Annotated in this window: 15 protein-coding genes; 6 read left to right on the forward strand and 9 right to left on the reverse strand. The window is 72.2% G+C overall.

Features of this window, described 5'->3' with window-relative positions; genetic code table 11:
* Window positions 1-975 (reverse strand): helix-turn-helix domain-containing protein (locus tag ACFWX1_RS01910; RefSeq protein ID WP_378382921.1); only part of this gene is annotated, 975 nt, incomplete at its 3' end.
* Between the two features lie 362 nt (window positions 976-1337).
* Here ACFWX1_RS01910 and ACFWX1_RS01915 point away from each other — a divergent pair.
* Window positions 1338-1904 (forward strand): sigma-70 family RNA polymerase sigma factor, encoded by a 567-nt coding sequence (locus ACFWX1_RS01915; RefSeq protein WP_378382940.1) that lies wholly within the window; start codon window positions 1338-1340, stop codon window positions 1902-1904.
* Between the two features lie 2 nt (window positions 1905-1906).
* Here ACFWX1_RS01915 and ACFWX1_RS01920 read toward each other — a convergent pair whose 3' ends face one another.
* The 3 genes from ACFWX1_RS01920 to ACFWX1_RS01930 all read right to left on the reverse strand — a co-directional run bounded on the left by ACFWX1_RS01920 (window position 1907) and on the right by ACFWX1_RS01930 (window position 4733).
* Window positions 1907-2557, reverse strand: coding sequence for a response regulator (locus ACFWX1_RS01920; protein WP_378382922.1), 651 nt, complete (start codon window positions 2555-2557; stop codon window positions 1907-1909).
* Window positions 2554-4200, reverse strand: a complete 1647-nt coding sequence (locus ACFWX1_RS01925; protein ID WP_378382923.1) for a GAF domain-containing sensor histidine kinase — start codon at window positions 4198-4200, stop codon at window positions 2554-2556. Before ACFWX1_RS01925 ends, ACFWX1_RS01920 begins: the two co-directional genes overlap by 4 nt.
* Before the next feature lie 107 nt (window positions 4201-4307).
* Window positions 4308-4733, reverse strand: coding sequence for a pyridoxamine 5'-phosphate oxidase family protein (locus ACFWX1_RS01930; protein WP_378382924.1), 426 nt, complete (start codon window positions 4731-4733; stop codon window positions 4308-4310).
* 247 nt (window positions 4734-4980) lie between these two features.
* Between ACFWX1_RS01930 and ACFWX1_RS01935 the strand changes: the two genes are divergently transcribed.
* Window positions 4981-6072 (forward strand): CpaE family protein, encoded by a 1092-nt coding sequence (locus ACFWX1_RS01935; RefSeq protein WP_378382925.1) that lies wholly within the window; start codon window positions 4981-4983, stop codon window positions 6070-6072.
* Window positions 6073-6076: 4 nt separating this feature from the next.
* Here the strand turns inward: ACFWX1_RS01935 and ACFWX1_RS01940 are convergent, their stop codons facing one another.
* The gene (locus tag ACFWX1_RS01940) at window positions 6077-6511 is read right to left on the reverse strand and encodes a VOC family protein (protein ID WP_378382926.1); all 435 of its coding nucleotides are present in this window, start codon (window positions 6509-6511) and stop codon (window positions 6077-6079) included.
* Between the two features lie 156 nt (window positions 6512-6667).
* Here ACFWX1_RS01940 and ACFWX1_RS01945 point away from each other — a divergent pair, with 156 nt between their 5' ends.
* Window positions 6668-7078, forward strand: coding sequence for a hypothetical protein (locus ACFWX1_RS01945; protein ID WP_378382927.1), 411 nt, complete (start codon window positions 6668-6670; stop codon window positions 7076-7078).
* 80 nt (window positions 7079-7158) lie between these two features.
* Here the strand turns inward: ACFWX1_RS01945 and ACFWX1_RS01950 are convergent, their stop codons facing one another.
* A complete protein-coding gene (locus tag ACFWX1_RS01950; RefSeq protein WP_378382928.1) occupies window positions 7159-8472 on the reverse strand; it encodes a serine/threonine-protein kinase in 1314 nt (437 codons plus the stop codon).
* 44 nt (window positions 8473-8516) lie between these two features.
* Window positions 8517-9002, reverse strand: coding sequence for a GNAT family N-acetyltransferase (locus ACFWX1_RS01955; RefSeq protein ID WP_378382929.1), 486 nt, complete (start codon window positions 9000-9002; stop codon window positions 8517-8519).
* A 35-nt stretch (window positions 9003-9037) separates the two neighbouring features.
* Between ACFWX1_RS01955 and ACFWX1_RS01960 the strand changes: the two genes are divergently transcribed.
* Window positions 9038-9424 carry a DUF6401 family natural product biosynthesis protein gene (locus ACFWX1_RS01960; RefSeq protein WP_378382930.1) on the forward strand — a complete coding sequence of 129 codons (387 nt, stop codon included), beginning with the start codon at window positions 9038-9040 and terminating at the stop codon, window positions 9422-9424.
* A gap of 46 nt (window positions 9425-9470) precedes the next feature.
* Here the strand turns inward: ACFWX1_RS01960 and ACFWX1_RS01965 are convergent, their stop codons facing one another.
* The gene (locus ACFWX1_RS01965; RefSeq protein WP_378382931.1) at window positions 9471-10361 is read right to left on the reverse strand and encodes a hypothetical protein; all 891 of its coding nucleotides are present in this window, start codon (window positions 10359-10361) and stop codon (window positions 9471-9473) included.
* Between the two features lie 128 nt (window positions 10362-10489).
* Complete coding sequence (locus ACFWX1_RS01970; RefSeq protein WP_378382932.1) at window positions 10490-11296, reverse strand: DUF1295 domain-containing protein; 807 nt, start codon at window positions 11294-11296, stop codon at window positions 10490-10492.
* A gap of 101 nt (window positions 11297-11397) precedes the next feature.
* On the opposite strand from ACFWX1_RS01970, the gene ACFWX1_RS01975 reads away from it, so the two are divergent.
* Complete coding sequence (locus ACFWX1_RS01975) at window positions 11398-14847, forward strand: CHAT domain-containing protein (RefSeq protein ID WP_378382933.1); 3450 nt, start codon at window positions 11398-11400, stop codon at window positions 14845-14847.
* Window positions 14848-14898: 51 nt separating this feature from the next.
* A complete protein-coding gene (locus tag ACFWX1_RS01980; protein ID WP_378382934.1) occupies window positions 14899-15462 on the forward strand; it encodes a GNAT family N-acetyltransferase in 564 nt (187 codons plus the stop codon).
* The last annotated feature ends 472 nt before the right edge of the window (window positions 15463-15934 follow it).

Raw genomic sequence — 15934 nt, forward strand, 5'->3', positions numbered from 1 at the left:
CCGCGCGGCCGCCTGGAGCCCGGCCTGGAACCGGGTGGCCGCGCCGAGGGTGGTCATCAGGTTCTGCAGCCGCCGCTGGAACGTCCGGTAGCTCAGGCCGAGCTGTTTGGCGATGCTGCGGTCCGGCATCCCGGTGGTGAGCAGGGCGAGCAGCCGGGTGTCCTCGAACGCCGGCGCCTGGCCGCCCTGCTCGCCGCCGCCGGGCAGCCGCAGGGGGATCGCGTTGTCCCAGAGAAAACCGAAGAGCGCCGACAGCGCGTCGAGCAGGCTGCACGGGTGGACGACGAGCGCGGTGCCGACCTGCGGGGAACCGGACCGCAACGGGACGAGCCCGACCCTATCGTCGACCACGATCAGCTTGAGCGGAGCGTGCGACACCACGCGCGCCTGCTCCCCCAGTGCGAGTCCCGCTTCGAGATCCGCGACGAGGTCGTGCAATTCCAGCGCGCCTTTGTCGTAGACACCGCGAAAGCGTATTCCGCGGTTCAACAGCTCCTGTTCCGCCGGGTGCAGGACCGTCGGCAGCCGCGTATACGGCGGTTTGTCGACGAATACGACCTCGCTGTGCGCCGAGCGCAAAAGCTGTTCGACCCGTTCGGCGATGACCTCGTTTCCCTGGACGACCTCGATCAGGTCGACGGCGTTTTTCCCCGGTGCCGCCCGATGCCGTTCCTGGAGCTCCGAGGCCACCATGCGCGCGTGTTCGAGTTCCTGTTCCTTGCGGCGGAAGATCGCGTCCAGCGCGACACCGGGGTTGACCGCCGCGTACGCCGCGGGCGCACCGGGAAACCGTACTATCAGCCCCTTTTCCGTGAGGCCGCGCAATACCGGGGTCAGCCGCTGCGTGCTCAGCCCGGTTTCGGCGCGCAGCTGGGCAAGCGTCATCGACTTCCGCCCGGCGAACGCGGCGTAGACCGCGACGTCCACCTCCCGCAAACCGATGACATCCAGCACGGCCACCTCGCATCGCGACATCCGCCTTTTCCTTGCTGGGGAGGTTACCGGCACCCGGGGACGGGACCAACGAAAGTTTCCCGCAGTTCGCGAATTACGGCCGGAGCGCCGGGACCGCCGCCGCACCAGGGTCCAAAGACCCGGGCCCGGCGGGCTTGTTGACCGACGCGCGGGATGGACGCACTCCGTACCGTCGAACGGGCTATCACGCGATCCGCGACGAGAGGGGTGGCCGGGATGGCAACGGTGTTCTCCATGGACGGTCCGGTCCCGCTGCGGCGGGAGCGCGCCGGCGCGGGAGGTGCGGGCGCGTGACGACCACACTCCCCCAGCCGATTCCGCGCGCGGCCGGTGTCTCCCGGCCCTACGAGCCCGACGAGCGGCTGGTCCGCGCCGCGGTCGACGGTGACCGCGTGGCGATCGACCTGTTGCTCGCCGAACTCCGGCCCGTCGTCCTGCGGTACTGCCTCGGGCATCTGGGCGGCAGGCACAACGGCTACGCCGGTGCCGAGGACTGCGCGCAGGAGGTCCTGCTCGCGGTGTTCGCCGGGCTGCCGCGTTACCGGCACGACACCAGCCGGTTCCTGCCGTACGTCTTCGGCATCGCCGCGCACAAGGTCGCCGACGCGCGGCGGAGCAAGGCCCGCGACCCGTCCGCGCCCACGGCCGACCCCGATCCCGGCACGCGGAACGGGCCGAGCGACCCGACGCTGGAAGACGTCGAACAGGCCGACGGGCTCGTCCGGATCTCGGCACTGCTCGACGGACTCGCCGCCCGCCCCCGCGAGGTGCTGATCCTCCGGATCGTGCTCGGCTTCAGCGCCGAGGAGACCGCGGCGGCACTCGGGATCAGCAGCGCCGGCGCGGTGCGGGTCATGCAGCACCGCGCGCTCACCGATCTGCGGCGCGTGCTGCGCGGCGGGCCGCCCAGGCGCCGTCGCGGGGCCTGAGCTCAGCGGGACGGCCGCTGCCTGCGGTTGGCCGCGTAGACCGCGGCCGCCGTGCGGCGTTCGAAGCCGAGCTTGTGCAGCAGCGAGGAGACGTAGTTCTTCACCGTCTTCTCCGCCAGATACAGCTCGGCGGCGATCTGGCGGTTGGTGAGCCCGTCCGCGATGAGATCCAGCACCCGCCGCTCCTGCGGGCTGAGCTGCTCGTACCCCGGATCCCGGGTCTCGGTCTCCCCGCGCAGCCTGCTCAGCACCGACGCGGTGAGCGTGGCGTCCAGCAGCGACCCGCCCGCCGCCACCGTGCGCACCGCGGCGACCAGCGAGTTGCCCGACACCTGCTTGAGCATGTATCCGGCCGCCCCGGCCATGATCGCGCCGAACAGGGCGTCGTCGTCCGAATAGGACGTCAGCATCAGGCAGGCCGGCGGCGGGTCCAGCGCGGCACGGATCTCCCGGCACACGCTGACGCCCTCGCCGTCGGGCAGCCGGACGTCGAGGATCGCGACGTCCGGGCGCACCGCCGGGACACGCACGAGCGCCTCGGCCGCCGACCCCGCCTCGCCGGTGACGCGGATGTCGTCCTCGGCCTCCAGCACCGTCTTCAGCCCGGTGCGGACGAGTTCGTGATCGTCGAGCAGGAACACCGAGATGGTCATTCCCCCCGCTCCTCTCCCCGGTTCCCGGTGTCCTCGGTGTCCCCTGCGGAGTCCACAGTGGATGGTTTGAGCAGCGCCGTCCATTCGACGCCGGTGCCGCCGCCGTCGAGCCGCCGCGCGGAGAACGACCCGCCCCAGCGGGCGGCACGCTCGGCGAGATTGGCCAGCCCGCTGTGCCGCGCGGGGTCGTCGGCGATGCCCGCCCCGTCGTCGGCGACGGTGAGCCGCAGCTCGTGCCCGGACCGGTCGACCGCGATGTCCACCGCGACCTCGCTCGCACCGGCGTGTCTGGCCACATTGGACAGTGACTCCCGCAGCGCCGCCACGAGGTCGCCGCGGACCGCGCCGCCGACCGCGGTGTCCAGCGGCCCGTCGAACCCGATCCTCGGCTCGAAGCCGAGCGCGTTCCCGCTGTCGAGCGCCACCCGCAGCAGCTCGGACCGCAGGCTGCCCTGGACCTCCTCGGGCTCCTGCAACGAGAAGATGCTGTTGCGGATCTCCCGGATCGTCCGGTCGAGGTCCTGCACGAACCCGGTCACCCGCTCGGCGACCGCGGGTTCGGTGCTCATCCTGCTCAGCCCCTCCAGGCCGAGCCCGGTGGCGAACAGCCGCTGGATCACCAGATCGTGCAGATCGCGTGCGATCCGGTCCCGTTCCTGGAACACCGCGAGCCGCTGCCGGTCCTCCTGCGCCCGGGAGAATTCGACGGCGAGCGCGGCGTGCGCGGCGAAGGTCTCCGCCAGCTGGACGTCGAAGTCGGTGAACGGCGTCTTGTCCCGGAACTTCGCGACCAGCAGCACGCCGAGGGTCTCGTCGCCGACGATGAGCGGGACGGCGATGGTGGAGTCGAGGTGACGGACCATCGCGGGCAGCGAAGCGACCTTGCCGCGTTGCTGCGCTTCGACGTATTCGCCGTAGTCCCGCACCACCACGGAATGCCCGCTGGTGAACGCGAGGCCCGTCGCGGTGCCCTCGGCGGGCACCCGCAGCCCGGCGAGGCGGTCGGCGTCCTCGCCCCGCGGTTCGACCACCTCGAAGACCAGCTCCGCCCGGTCCGGGCCGAGCGGCCGGGCCACCGCCCCCGCCGAACCGCCCGCGACGACCCTGGCGCGTTCGGCGATCAGCCGCAGCGTCGAGGTGAGGTCCTGCTCGGCCAGCAACGCGCCGGTGACGTGGTACGAGGCCTCCAGCCACCGCTCCCGCCGCTGGACCTCGTCGAACAGCGTCGCGTTCTCGATCGCGACGCCCGCCGCCGCGCCGAGCCCGGCGAGCACCTCCTCGTCGTAGGCGGTGAACTCGTCCTTCCCGGCGAACCCGAGGTAGCCGAAGAGACGGTCGCGGACCCGGATCTCCGCCTCGAGGAACGACCGCGCGAGCGGGTGCTCCGGCGCCGCGGCGTGGAGTTCGCTCAGCCGCCGCGGCGGCTCGCCCTCCCGCTCCGGCAGCGGGGCGGGGCCTTCGCGGTAGTGCTCGACCAGTTCGTCGAACGTGCCGTCGGGGCCCAGCACGCCGAGCACGCCGTAGGGCGCGCCCACCAGTTCGCCGCCGACGCGCACGATCTTGCGGAGGAGATCGGGCAGGCTGAGATCCTGCGCGATGGCGACCACCGCGTCGAGCAGCTTCGGCACACCGGTTTCGTTCACGGCTCCCACGGGTCCCGCTGGTGTCACCCATCCCGGACGGCGTCCGGGCACCCGTCGAGGATCGCACCACAGCGGGCCGCCGACCAGCCTTCTGTTGTTCCAGTCGACTACGGACAGTGGTTCGTTACCGGACGGACCGCCGAAATCCGGCGGCCCGAAACCGCCTCGAGCGGAACCCGGACATACCGGTCGCCCGGCGCGGGGATCCAGGCTGTCAGCGGCAGGGCGGCCAGTTCGGTGGTCACCGCGGGATCGCGGACCTCGTGCGCCCTGCCGAGCGCGGTGACGAACCAGCCCCCGGCCACGTCGACGTCGTCGGCGGAGAACGCGACGACGGTGTCCAGCATCGCGGCGAACACGGCACTTCCGGACGGCACGGCGAAGACGGCGGCGCCGTCCCGCACCGCGAAGCGCACCGGCTGTACCGCGGGCAGCGCGCGGTGGGTGAACACGACGCGGCCGATCGGCGCCGTGGCCAGCAGGGCGACGCACTGCTCGCGGCCGAGCACCTCGAAGCCCGATGGATCCGTCATGTCGTTCCTTCGCGAGCGTGGTGTGCGGTTCACGATGCTCGCCGCCCCGGAACCCCGATAGGGCCGATAGACCCGGTCGCGTCGCGCGCCTAGCACCCGCGCGGAGTCCCGGCAAGGGCCGGGCGGCACGGCCTTTCCCGGGTCACTCGCCCGAAGCCGGGACGGCGTCCGCCGCCGCACACTTCTTCGCGAGCCGTACGAGCGAGCCGTGCGGGGCAAGAAAAGCCGTCGAAAGGAGCCGGGACCGATGACGATCCTCTGCGAGGCGGACATGACGACCGCGTTGCGCCTGGCGTCCGTGCTCGACGGCGAGGTCCGCACCGTGCCCGATCTCGGCGCCGTGCGGCGCGTGCTGGCCGGCGATCCCGGCGAGACGATCGTGGTCGTCGGGGCGGGCCCCGCCCTCGACGACGTCCTGCGGTTCTCGTTCCGGCTGCGCACCGCGAACCCCGCGGTGCGGGTCGTCCTCGTGCGCACGGCGGACGCGGACCTGCGCCGCCTCGCCGGGCAAGCCGGGATCCGCGCGATCGTCGCGCCCGGCGACGACGCGGCGCTGTCCGGGGTGTGCGCCCTGCTGCGGCGCGTCTCCGCCGAGACGCCGGGGCGGCACCGGGCACACGGCCGGATCGTCACCGTCACCGCCGCCACGAGCGGGCACGGGAAGACGACCTTCGCGGCGAACCTCGCCGTCGTCCTCAGCGAACTGTCACCCCGGGTGTGCCTGGTGGATCTCGACGTCCTCACCGGCGATCTCACCACCGCGCTCGGCCTTCCGGCAGGCAGGCCCCGGCAGCAGACCGCCGGGCTGCCCGCGGAGCTCGCGCGGCTGGTCACGCCGTTCCGCGCCGGCGTCGACTGCGTCCTCGCCCCGGCGCGGCCCGGCGAGGAGGAGCCGATTCCCCCGCACCGGACCACGGAACTGCTCGCCGCACTCGCCGCGGTCTACGACCACGTCGTCGTCGACACCCCCGCCCAGCTGTCCTCGCCGGTTCTGTCCGCTTTGGACTGCGCGCAGGCACACGTCGTGCTGGCCGGCCCGGAACGGACGGCGCTGACCGGCCTCCGGCGCGTCCTCGGCGTACTGGACCTGCTCGGCTATCCGCGGGCGAGCCGCGCGGTCGTGCTCAACCGGTGTGACACGCGCACGCTCCCGAGCCCGGCCGAACAGGACGCCCTCGTGCGGCATCCGATCGCGGCCAGGCTCCCGTTCACCTTCGACGTCCCGGCGTCGATCAACCGCCGCCGCCCGCTGGCCGCCGACCGGCCGGAACATCCGTTCAGCCGAGCTGTCCGGCAGTTCGCCCGCAGCAGGCTGCGGACCCCCGCCCGGCAGCGGTGACGGCTCAGTCGAGACAGAACTCGTTGCCCTCGACGTCCTGCATCACGAGGCACGATTCGTTGTACTCGTCGGCACGCAGCAGGTGCAGGCGGACCGCGCCGAGCGCGACCAGCCGCGTGCACTCGGCTTCGAGGGCGGCGACGCGCTCCTCACCCACGAGCCCGGTGCCGACCCGCACGTCGAGATGCACCCGGTTCTTGACGACCTTGCCCTCGGGAACACGCTGGAAGTACAGCCGGGGGCCGACCCCCTCGGGATCCATGCAGACGAAGCCCGCGCCTTGCCGCTCGGGCGGCAGCGAGCGCTCGTAATCGTTCCAAGTGGCGAACCCCTCCGGAGGCGGCGGCACCACGTAGCCCAGCACCTCGCACCAGAAACGGGCGACGCGCTCGGGTTCCGCGCAATCGAAGGTGACTTGGACTTTTCTGATCGACCCCATCGCCTCACCCTAGTGGCGCGTAGGGGACGTCGAGACCCCGGATGTCACCTCGCGCGGGCCCGTCGCCCGGACCGGTAGCCATCCGGGCGAATGCGGGACTGGTCCCCGGACGTTCTCGCTAGGCTGAACGCTCACGCACGAGAACGGAGGAACTCCATGGCGGAGTGGCGTGATCTGGTCACCTTCATCAGGCAGTCGTACCGGGTCGTCCGGGACGAGCCTGACGAGATCCGGATCCGGCTCGTCTTCGGCGACGGCGACCCCGACACCGAGCAGCGCGCCCAGGTCGTGGTCATCGCGCACGAGATCTTCGACCAGAAGGAGGACTGGGTGCAGATCGCGACACCGTTCGCCCGCGCGGACGAGGTCGACCTGCACGCCGTGCTCGCCGAGATCGGCAACACCATCGTCGTCGGCGGCGCCGCCGTGATGGGCGACCACATCGTGCTGCGGCACTCGCTGCCGCTGATCAACCTGGACATCAACGAGTTCCTCGATCCGCTGGAGCTGGTCGCCGGGTCCGCCGAGCTGCTGGAGCAGCAGTTCACCGGACGCGACGACTACTGACCGGGCGCTCTCCGGCGGCCGGGCCGCCGGAGAGCCGCCGCACCCCGATCACCTTGCCCGGCTGACCACTTTCCCTTGCGTCACAACGCTCGGCACGTCAGCACCGGCGGGGCGGCGCGATCACCGCGGGTCAGTCCGATCAGGCCGAACGACGTCGTCCCGGCCGGCCGCACCACGGCGTTCCACCGCGCGCTGGTCACCCGGACCTCGGTGCCCCGCTGCGCGAGCGTGCCGTTCCACAGGGTGCCGATGCGGTGCCCGGCGGGCAGCGCCCAGCTCACCGCCCAGCCCGTCAGGTTCGCGCCGTCCTCGCCGCGCACGGTCACCAGCGCCTGGTAGCCGCCCGGCCAGGAATCCGTCACCTCGTACCGCGCGTCGCACCCGGCCTGGGCGGACGCGGAAGGCCGCGGCGGGATCGGCGTCGCGGCACGGGCCCCGGGGGTGCCGTGCCCGAGCCTGCCGCCGATCAGCACCCCCGAGGCGAGCAGAGCCATCGCGCACGCCACCAGCACCGCGGCACGGTGCCATCGCCGCCGTACCGGCAGCACTCTCGTGTCCTCCCGCGGCGGCGGCCCGGGGACGGGGTTGCCTCCGGCGACGGCGCCGAGCAGTTCGCGGGCTCGCGAGATCACCGGGCGGTCGGCCGGATTTCGCCGGAGCAGAGCCAAAAGCACGTCGGACAGCGGTCCGGGGTGCGCGGGGCGGCCGACCTCTTCGCGGGCGGCGCGCCGCAGCAGGTCCATGGCGTTCTTGCCGGTGCCGAACGGTGGTTTTCCCTCCAGCGCCCGGTACAGCGTCGCGCCGAGCGAGAACACGTCCGACGGGAACCCGGCCTCCTCCCCGCACACCACCTCCGGCGCGAGGTAGGCCGGGGTGCCCGCGATGTACCCGGCCCCGGTCACCGTGCTTTCCCCCGCCGCGCGGGAAATCCCGAAGTCGGCGAGCTTCGCGGTGCCGTCCGGGGCGATCAGGATGTTGCCCGGGGTGATGTCGCGGTGCACGATCCCTTCCGCGTGCGCCGCTTCGAGCGCGGACGCGACCTGCGCCCCGATCGCCGCGACGGACCGCTCCGGCAGCGTCCGTCCACTGTGGAGGATGGCGGCGAGGCTCTCCGACGGCAGGTATTCCATGACGAGCTGCGGCAGCCCGTCGTGGTCGACGACGTCGTGCACGGTGATCGCGTGCGGATGCCGCAGCCGGGCCGCGACCCGCGCCTCCCGCATCGCCCGGTCCGCCGCCGCGGCGCCGGACTCGGCACAGGGCGCCAGGCGCTTCACCGCGACCACGCGATCCAGCCGTTCGTCGCGGGCCTGCCACACCTCGCCCATGGCACCGCGGCCGATCCTGGCCACCAGCCGGTAGCGCCCGGCGATCAACTCGCCTTCGTCGCTCACATCCCCTACACGGATCCGCGGACCGGTCCGGTTCGACGGTGTGCCTAGAAGGCGCAGTACATGACGTGCAGGCCGACGCGTCCCAGCGCAGGGTGCTCGAACGCGCCGGGGACCGTGCCGACGATCTCGAAGCCGAGCCGCCGGTAGATCTCGACAGCGGCCGTATTGGACTCGGCCACGGCGTTGAACTGCATGCCCGCGAACCCGCGCTCCCTGGCCCAGCCGAGCGCGAACGAGCACAGCGCGGTGCCGACGCCCCGGCCGCGGGCCTGCGCGTCGACCATGAAGCTCGCCGTCGCGACGTGCGATCCCGGACCCGGCCGGTTGGCGCCCATCTTGGCGGTGCCGAGGACGCGGCCGTCGTCGACCGCGACGACCGTCTGCCCCGGTGGCGCCTCGATCCAGGTGCCGCGCGCCTGGGACTCGGTCATCGCCGGGTCGTAGGTGTAGGTCTCCCCCGCCCGCACGATCTCCTCGACGATCGGCCACACCCGCGGCCAGTCGGCCTCGGCGAACTCCCGGATCCGCATGCCGGCCACGGTACCGGCGCGGTTACCTTGGTGCGGTGAGAGAACTCGCCACGTCCTGGGCGGAGTCGTCCGCCCGCCGGACCCTCGCCAGGCTCAACGAGCGGCTCGGTGCCGCCGGGCTCGCCGCCGCGGCGGCCGTTCCCGGGCTCGCCGCCGCCCTCGACCAGCACTCCGCCGCGGTGCGGGACATCCTCGCCTCGGGCGTCGAGACCTCGGCCGCGGTCGCCGGCGTCGTGCTGCTCGCCGGGTACACGCGCGGCCTGCTCGACGAAGCCACCGGCCGCGGCTGGACGCTGCGGGTGCCCGCCGACCTGCCGGCGTGGACGGCCGCGGACTGGCTGACCACCCGCCTGGTCGGGGTGTGCGCGCTGGCCGCCACGATCGACACGCCACGCGCGGAGCCGCTCGCGGAAAACGGGTAGGGCGGCCGCGCCGCCCTACCCGTCGTGCTCCCGCAGACCGGACCGGTCAGCCGCCGAGTCCCGGCGGCGGGGGCATCGGCCCCGGTGGCTCCTGACCAGGCCGGGGCATGCCGTGCGGGTCGGTGACAGGCTCGCTGCGCGCGTGCTGGCCCGTCGCGCCCGCCGGTTCGTGCACGGCCGTCTGCTCGGACGGCACGGCGCTCCCGCGACGAGCGTCCTCACGGCCCCGCTGGTAGGCCTCGGCCTGTGCCTTCGCGGCGGGAATCTCCGCCTCGGCCCGGCCGAGCCAGCGCTCCCAGCGCTGCTGCATCGGCCGGATCAGGCCACCGCCGACGCCGACCACGGCGATCCCGCCGGCCGTGGCGAGCACGGTGATCAGCACCGGCATGGTGACGGTGACGGCGACGCCGATCTGGTTCAGCGCGGCGATGATGCCGAGGCCCCAGATGAACACCGAGGCGACGGTGGCGAGCACCCGGCCGTAGGACACGCTGCCCAGCGCGTTGCCGACGAGATCCTTCACCACCCTGGCGATCGCGGCCGCGACCACCACGATGATGATCGCCACGACCGCCCGCGGCAGCCACGCGACGATGTCGTTGAGCAGCGAACTCACCGGGTTCGGGCCCCACACACCGAACGCGATCTGCAGGGTTATCAGCAGCACCGCGTAGTACAGCAGTTTGCTGATGATGTCGGCGGCGCCGTACTTGCTCCGCGCGAGCATCTGTTTGATCCCGCCGCGTTCGACGAGCCGGTCGAAGCCGAGCTTGTCCAGCGCGAGGCTCACGAGCTTCGCGATCGCCTTCGCGACCAGCCAGCCGATGAGCAGGATCACCAGGAACATGAGCAGTTTCGGGACGAATGTGACGACCGAACTCCAGGCGTTGGACACGCCCTGGCCGAAGTCCACGGCCGCCAGTGCGGTACCTGACACTGGGCTTCTCCTTCCGTACCGGGAGCACTCCGTTACCGGACCGGTCCAAAAGGACTACCCAGTGCGAGCCATCTCACACGCATTGTTTCATTTTGGTCACCGCGCCGCGCTGACCTGGCCTTTTCCGTTCAGCGCGCCGTGCGCGGCCACCACGGGACGAGCGCCGAGGTGGTGCGCTGGTAGTCGGCGTACTCCGGGTAACGGCCGAGGCTGATGCTCTCGGTGAAGCGTGTCGAGCCGGCGAACAACAACGTGAGCAGCACCGGCCCGGCCACCGTCCACTGCAGCACCGACCCGGCGGCGATCGCACCGAAGGCGAACACCGTCCACCACTGGGCCTGTTCGAAGAAGAAGTTCGGATGCCGCGAGTAGCGGAACAGGCCGGTCCGCCGGAACCGCGGTTCCGGCTCGCGCCCGGCCGCGATCTCGGCGTGCTTCCACCGGTGGAACGTCCACTGCTGCTGGTCCGCGATCGTCTCGCCCGCCAGGAACGCGAGGAAGAGGACGGCGGCGATCACGTCGGCGGCCCCGAACGGCGTCCGGTTTCCCAGCGCGGTGTACGCCGGAAGGGTGATCAACAGCAGCAGCGCGTTCTGGTAGATCGTGATGAAGAACAGGTTGAACAGCTGGAACCGCCCCGGCGACATGCGTTCGCGCAGGATCACCCAGCGGTAGTCCTCGCCCCCTGGCGCGTAGCCGCCCTTCCGCGCGAAGTTGAACGTCAGCCGCGCGCCCCACAACGCGGTCAGCGCCAGCATCGTGTCCAGCCTGGCGTCGGCGAACCCGGCGGCGCCCGCGAAGATCGCCACGTAGACCACCGGCACGATCGACCAGATCCGGTCGATCCACGAGTACTCCCGTGTCGTGATCGACAACAGCCAGGTGGCCAGGCAGACGCCGCCGAAGACGTACAGGCAGACCTCGATCGCGTTCATCTCCGCACTCTGGCACAAAAACGATCCAGGACCGAACTGCGCTCACGAACGACCGGCGGCTACGGTGGTTCTTGCACACAGCGACGGTGTGGGAGGGGTCCGTGACGGAGGAGGACAGCCCGCGCCCCGTCGTCCCGCACGGCGAGGGAGTCCGCAACGAACTCGGGGACGTCCTCGGCGGCTGCGTGCAGGCGGGCACGATCACCGGCGGAGTCCACCTCCAGGTGAACGGGCACGGCGCGAAAACGCCGGTCCCGCACGAACTTCCCCCCGACGTCTCCGGCTTCACCGGCCGGGACGATCAGCTCGGCGAACTCGACCGGCTGCTCGCGCGGTCCGCGGACTCGACCGCGGTGGTGATCTCCGCGGTTTCCGGGACGGCCGGCGTGGGGAAAACAGCGCTCGCGGTCCACTGGGCACACCGCGCACGGGACCGGTTCCCGGATGGACATCTGTACGCCGACCTGCGCGGCTACGACTCCGGCCGTCCGATTCCCCCGGCCGAAGCCCTCGAAGGGTTCCTCCGCTCGCTGGGCCTCGATGACCGCGACATGCCGCGCGGGCTGGACGGCAGGGCCACCCTGTTCCGCTCGCTCGTCGCGGACCGGCGCCTGCTGATCGTGCTCGACAACGCGCGGTCGGCCGAGCAGGTGACCCCGCTGCTGCCGGGGACGTCGTCCTGTTTCGTGGTGATCACCAGCCGGGACACGCTACCCGGCCTGCTCATCACGCACAGCGCGGTCCGGATCACCGTCGATCTGCTGCCCGAGCACGAAGCGGTCGCGCTGCTGCGGAGCCAGCTCGCCCGGCGCGTCGACGCCGAACCGCACGCGGCCGCCGAACTCGCCGGCCGGTGCGCGCAGCTGCCGCTGGCCCTGCGGATCGCCGCCGAACTCGCGATTTCCCGTCCCACGGCGAAACTCGCGGAGCTGTGCGACGAGCTGGCCGACGAACGCCGCAGGCTCGAACTGTTCAGCGCCAGCGGGAATCCCCGGACCGCGGTGCCCGCGGTGTTCTCCTGGTCCTACCGCCATCTCAGCCCGCCGGAGGCCAGGGCGTTCCGGCTGCTGAGCCTGGCGCCCACCGCACGGGGCCTCGACGTGCACGGCCTCGCCGCGCTCACCGGCAGCGGCCTGCCCGAGGCGCGGAACGTGCTGGCGATGCTGCTGCGTACCCATCTGGCCAGGGAAACCGCGGGCGGCCGGTTCCACATGCACGACCTGCTCCGCGCGTACGCCGCCGGCCTCGCCGCCGAAACGGACACCGGACGGGAACGGCGCGAGGCGCTGGAACGCCTGCACCACTACTACGTCCACGTGACCTGCCAGGCGCTGGATCTCATCGCTCCGCAGCACGGCACGAACCGGCCACCGCTCCCGGCGGCCAGCACGCCGACGCCGGCCCTGCGCGATCACGAGCACGCCATCTCGTGGCTGACCTCGGAACGGCTGAACATCGTCACCACCACCGAGCGGGCGACCCGCGAACCGGTGTGCGACGACCCGGCCACGCTGCTCGTCCGCGCCGTGGCGGAGCACAACCTCGGGTTGCTCGCCCGCCAGGTCGACGCGGTCCCGGAGGCCCTGCGCCATTTCGAGCAGGCGAGCGGCCATCTCCGCGACGTGGCGCCGAAGTACGCCACCCGGATCTGGCTCGACCAGGCCGAGGCACTGCTGACCGCCGGACTGGCCAAGGAGGCGGCGATCCGGCTCGACGAGGTGATCGCCGCCCTGTGCGCGGACCCGGATTCCGGTGACCTCGCCGAAGCCGAGGTCCTGCGCGCCGTCGCGGCGCTGCTCGACGGCGACACCGAAACCGCGCACGAGTTCGCGCACGCGGCGGAGCGCCGGTTCGCCACGCACGACGATCCCCTGTGGGCCGCGATCGCCGCGCTCATCCGGCTGCGGGCCGACGTCAGCCTCGCGCTCGGCACCGGCGTCGTGGCGGATCTGCTGGTGGATCGCGCGAAACGGCTCGCCGTGCTGCTGGAGGAACTGCGGCTGACCGACGAATCCGCGGCGGCCCGGCTGCTCGCCGTCCGGGTGCTGCTGCGCCGGAACCGGATCGCCGAAGCCGAGACCGAGCTGAACCGGGCGCCCCGGCCGCGGCGCCTCACCGCGATCGACCACCGGACGCTGCGCTGGCTGTGCCGGGCGGAGCTCGCACTGGCCCGCGGCGGCCGCGGCGCCGCGCTCACCACCATCCACCGTGGACTGTCCGAACTGGACAGTGCCCGCGACCGCTCGGCGGGGCTGGACCTCGCCAGCGGAGCCGCGCTGCACGACCGCGAACTCGTCCAGCTCGGGATCCGGCTGATGCTCGAGGACGAGTCCGCGGTCGACGCGCAGCGGTTGTACTTCTGGCTCGAACGCGCGGGTGCCAGGACCTACCGGTACGAACCCCCGGTCGACGATCCCGCGCTGGCGGACCGGGTCGCCGACTACCGGCATCTGAGCCGCACACTGCAGCTGGCCCAGCTGCGCGGCACGCCGTCGAGGAAGCTGGCCGCCCGGCACGCCGTGCTGCAGCGGGAAATCTCCCGCCTGATCCCGCAGCCCGCCACCGGTCCCGGCGAGCCGGCCACGTTCGCGCAGGTGACCGAGGCGCTGGCCGGGCGGGCACTGATCAGCTTCGTCGCGGTGGGCGAGGCCCAGCTCGCGATGGTGCTCGCCGACGGCGACGCCCGCCTGCTCAAGATCGGCGATCGTGGTACCGCGACCGCGCTGGCGTGGGAGCTCTATGCCGACATCAACGCGCTGGCACCGGATCATCTGCCCACCCGGCTCACCGCGGCGGTGTCCCGGTCCGCCGAGCGCCGCGCGGGCTGTCTCGACACGCAGTTGCTCGGACCGCTCACGAAACTGGTCGGCGACCGCGAGCTGGTCATCGTGCCCGGCGGCCCGCTCTACTCGGTCCCGTGGGGCGTCCTGCCGTCGCTGCGCGGCAGGCCCGTGGTCGTGGCACCGTCCGCGACCGCGTGGCTGGCCGCGAAGGCGAACCAGCCCGAGCGCTGCTCCCGGCCGAAAGTGCTGATCCGCGGCCCGCGGGTGTCCGGCAAGACCAGTGAGATGAAGCCGTTGAAGAAGCGCTATCCGGGCGCGCTGTCGCTGGACGGCGCCGAGGCGACCGTGGCGACGGTCCTGGAAAGCCTCGACGGCGCCGGGCTGGTGCATCTCGCGGTGCACGGCGAGGACGAACCGGAGAACGCGCTGTTCTCCCGGCTCGAACTGGCCGACGGCCCGTTGTTCGCGCACGACGTCTGCCGGCTCGGCCGCCCGCCCGCGCACGTCGTGCTCGCGGCGAACGAACTGGCGCTGAGCCACACCCGGCCGGGAGACGAGCCGCTCGGCTTCGCCGGCGCGCTGCTGTGCGCCGGGGTGGGCACGGTCATCGCGGCGGTGACCAGGGTCGGCGACCAGGCGGCCGCGAGCGCGATGACCGAGTTCCACCGCGGGCTGGCCGCCGGGTCGAGCCCCGCGGTCGCGCTGGCGAAGGTCACCGCACGGGATCCCCTCCACCGGCCCTTCGTTTGTGTCGGTGCCAGTGCGTAGCCTCCGTGTCGAGCCAGTCGATCACCAGGACACCGAAGACCGAGGCCGCCGATGCTGACCCGATCCCTGCGCGAGGACGCCGAACTGACGCCCTTGGAGCCCTGGCAGGCCGAGGAGCTCGCCGCGCACATCGACTCGATCCGCGAGCACCTCAGACCGTGGATCGGCATGGCGGCCGTCGTGGTGGACACCGAAAGCGCCCGCGCCTACCTCCAGCGCTATGCCGATCTCCAGGCAGCCGACAGCGGCAGGATCTGCGGCATCCGGCTGCGCGGCGAACTGGCGGGCGGCGTGCTGTTCCGCGTGTTCGACGTGCCCTCGGGAAACTGCGAGCTCGGGGTGTGGCTGGCACCGTGGGCACAGGGAAAGGGACTGGTCACCCTGGCCGTCCAGCATATGATCGACTGGGCCTTCGACACGCGAGGCATGGCGCGGGTGGAATGGCGCAACGCGGTGGACAACGCGGCCAGCGCGGCGGTGGCGAAACGGCTCGGCATGACGCTGGAGGGCGTGCTGCGCAGCGAGTACCCGGTCAACGGCGGACGCCAGGACGGCCAGGTGTGGTCACTGATACGGGCGGACCCCCGCCCCTGGCGATCGCCATGGGCGGGGTGAAATCGGGCACCGTCCCCGACGACCGTCCAGCCGCTTCCAGCGTCCACTATGGACGACTCGACTGCCTTGCTGGGGCAAGGAAAGCGGCTCGGATCCGGCAGGAGCACCGAGTCGGCGGGCCGATTCCGCCCCCGGGCTGAGCACCGCGATGTCGCGAACGCGCCGTTGGCGACGTTGAGCGTCTCGAACGCGTCGTTCAGGGCATCGGTCCTGGGGAGACCCGCACGCCGGACCCACGTCCCGAACGCGTCACGGGGGACGTCGAGCCTGGATCCACCAGCCGGGTATACGTCGACAGGGCCTCTTCGCACGCAACGAGACACGAAAAGCCCCTCAGCGTCGGGGATCGCGACCGCGGTTCGGCTTTCCGCCTCAGCAATCACAGCGGCCTCCTTCCGCCCCGCGAGTCGCATACTCGGAAGCGCCCCCAATGCCGTGAAGGCCTCCTTACCGGCGCTGAGCGCCGGTAAGG

It is taken from the genome of Amycolatopsis sp. NPDC059021 (assembly GCF_042739895.1).
Classification (GTDB): domain Bacteria; phylum Actinomycetota; class Actinomycetes; order Mycobacteriales; family Pseudonocardiaceae; genus Amycolatopsis.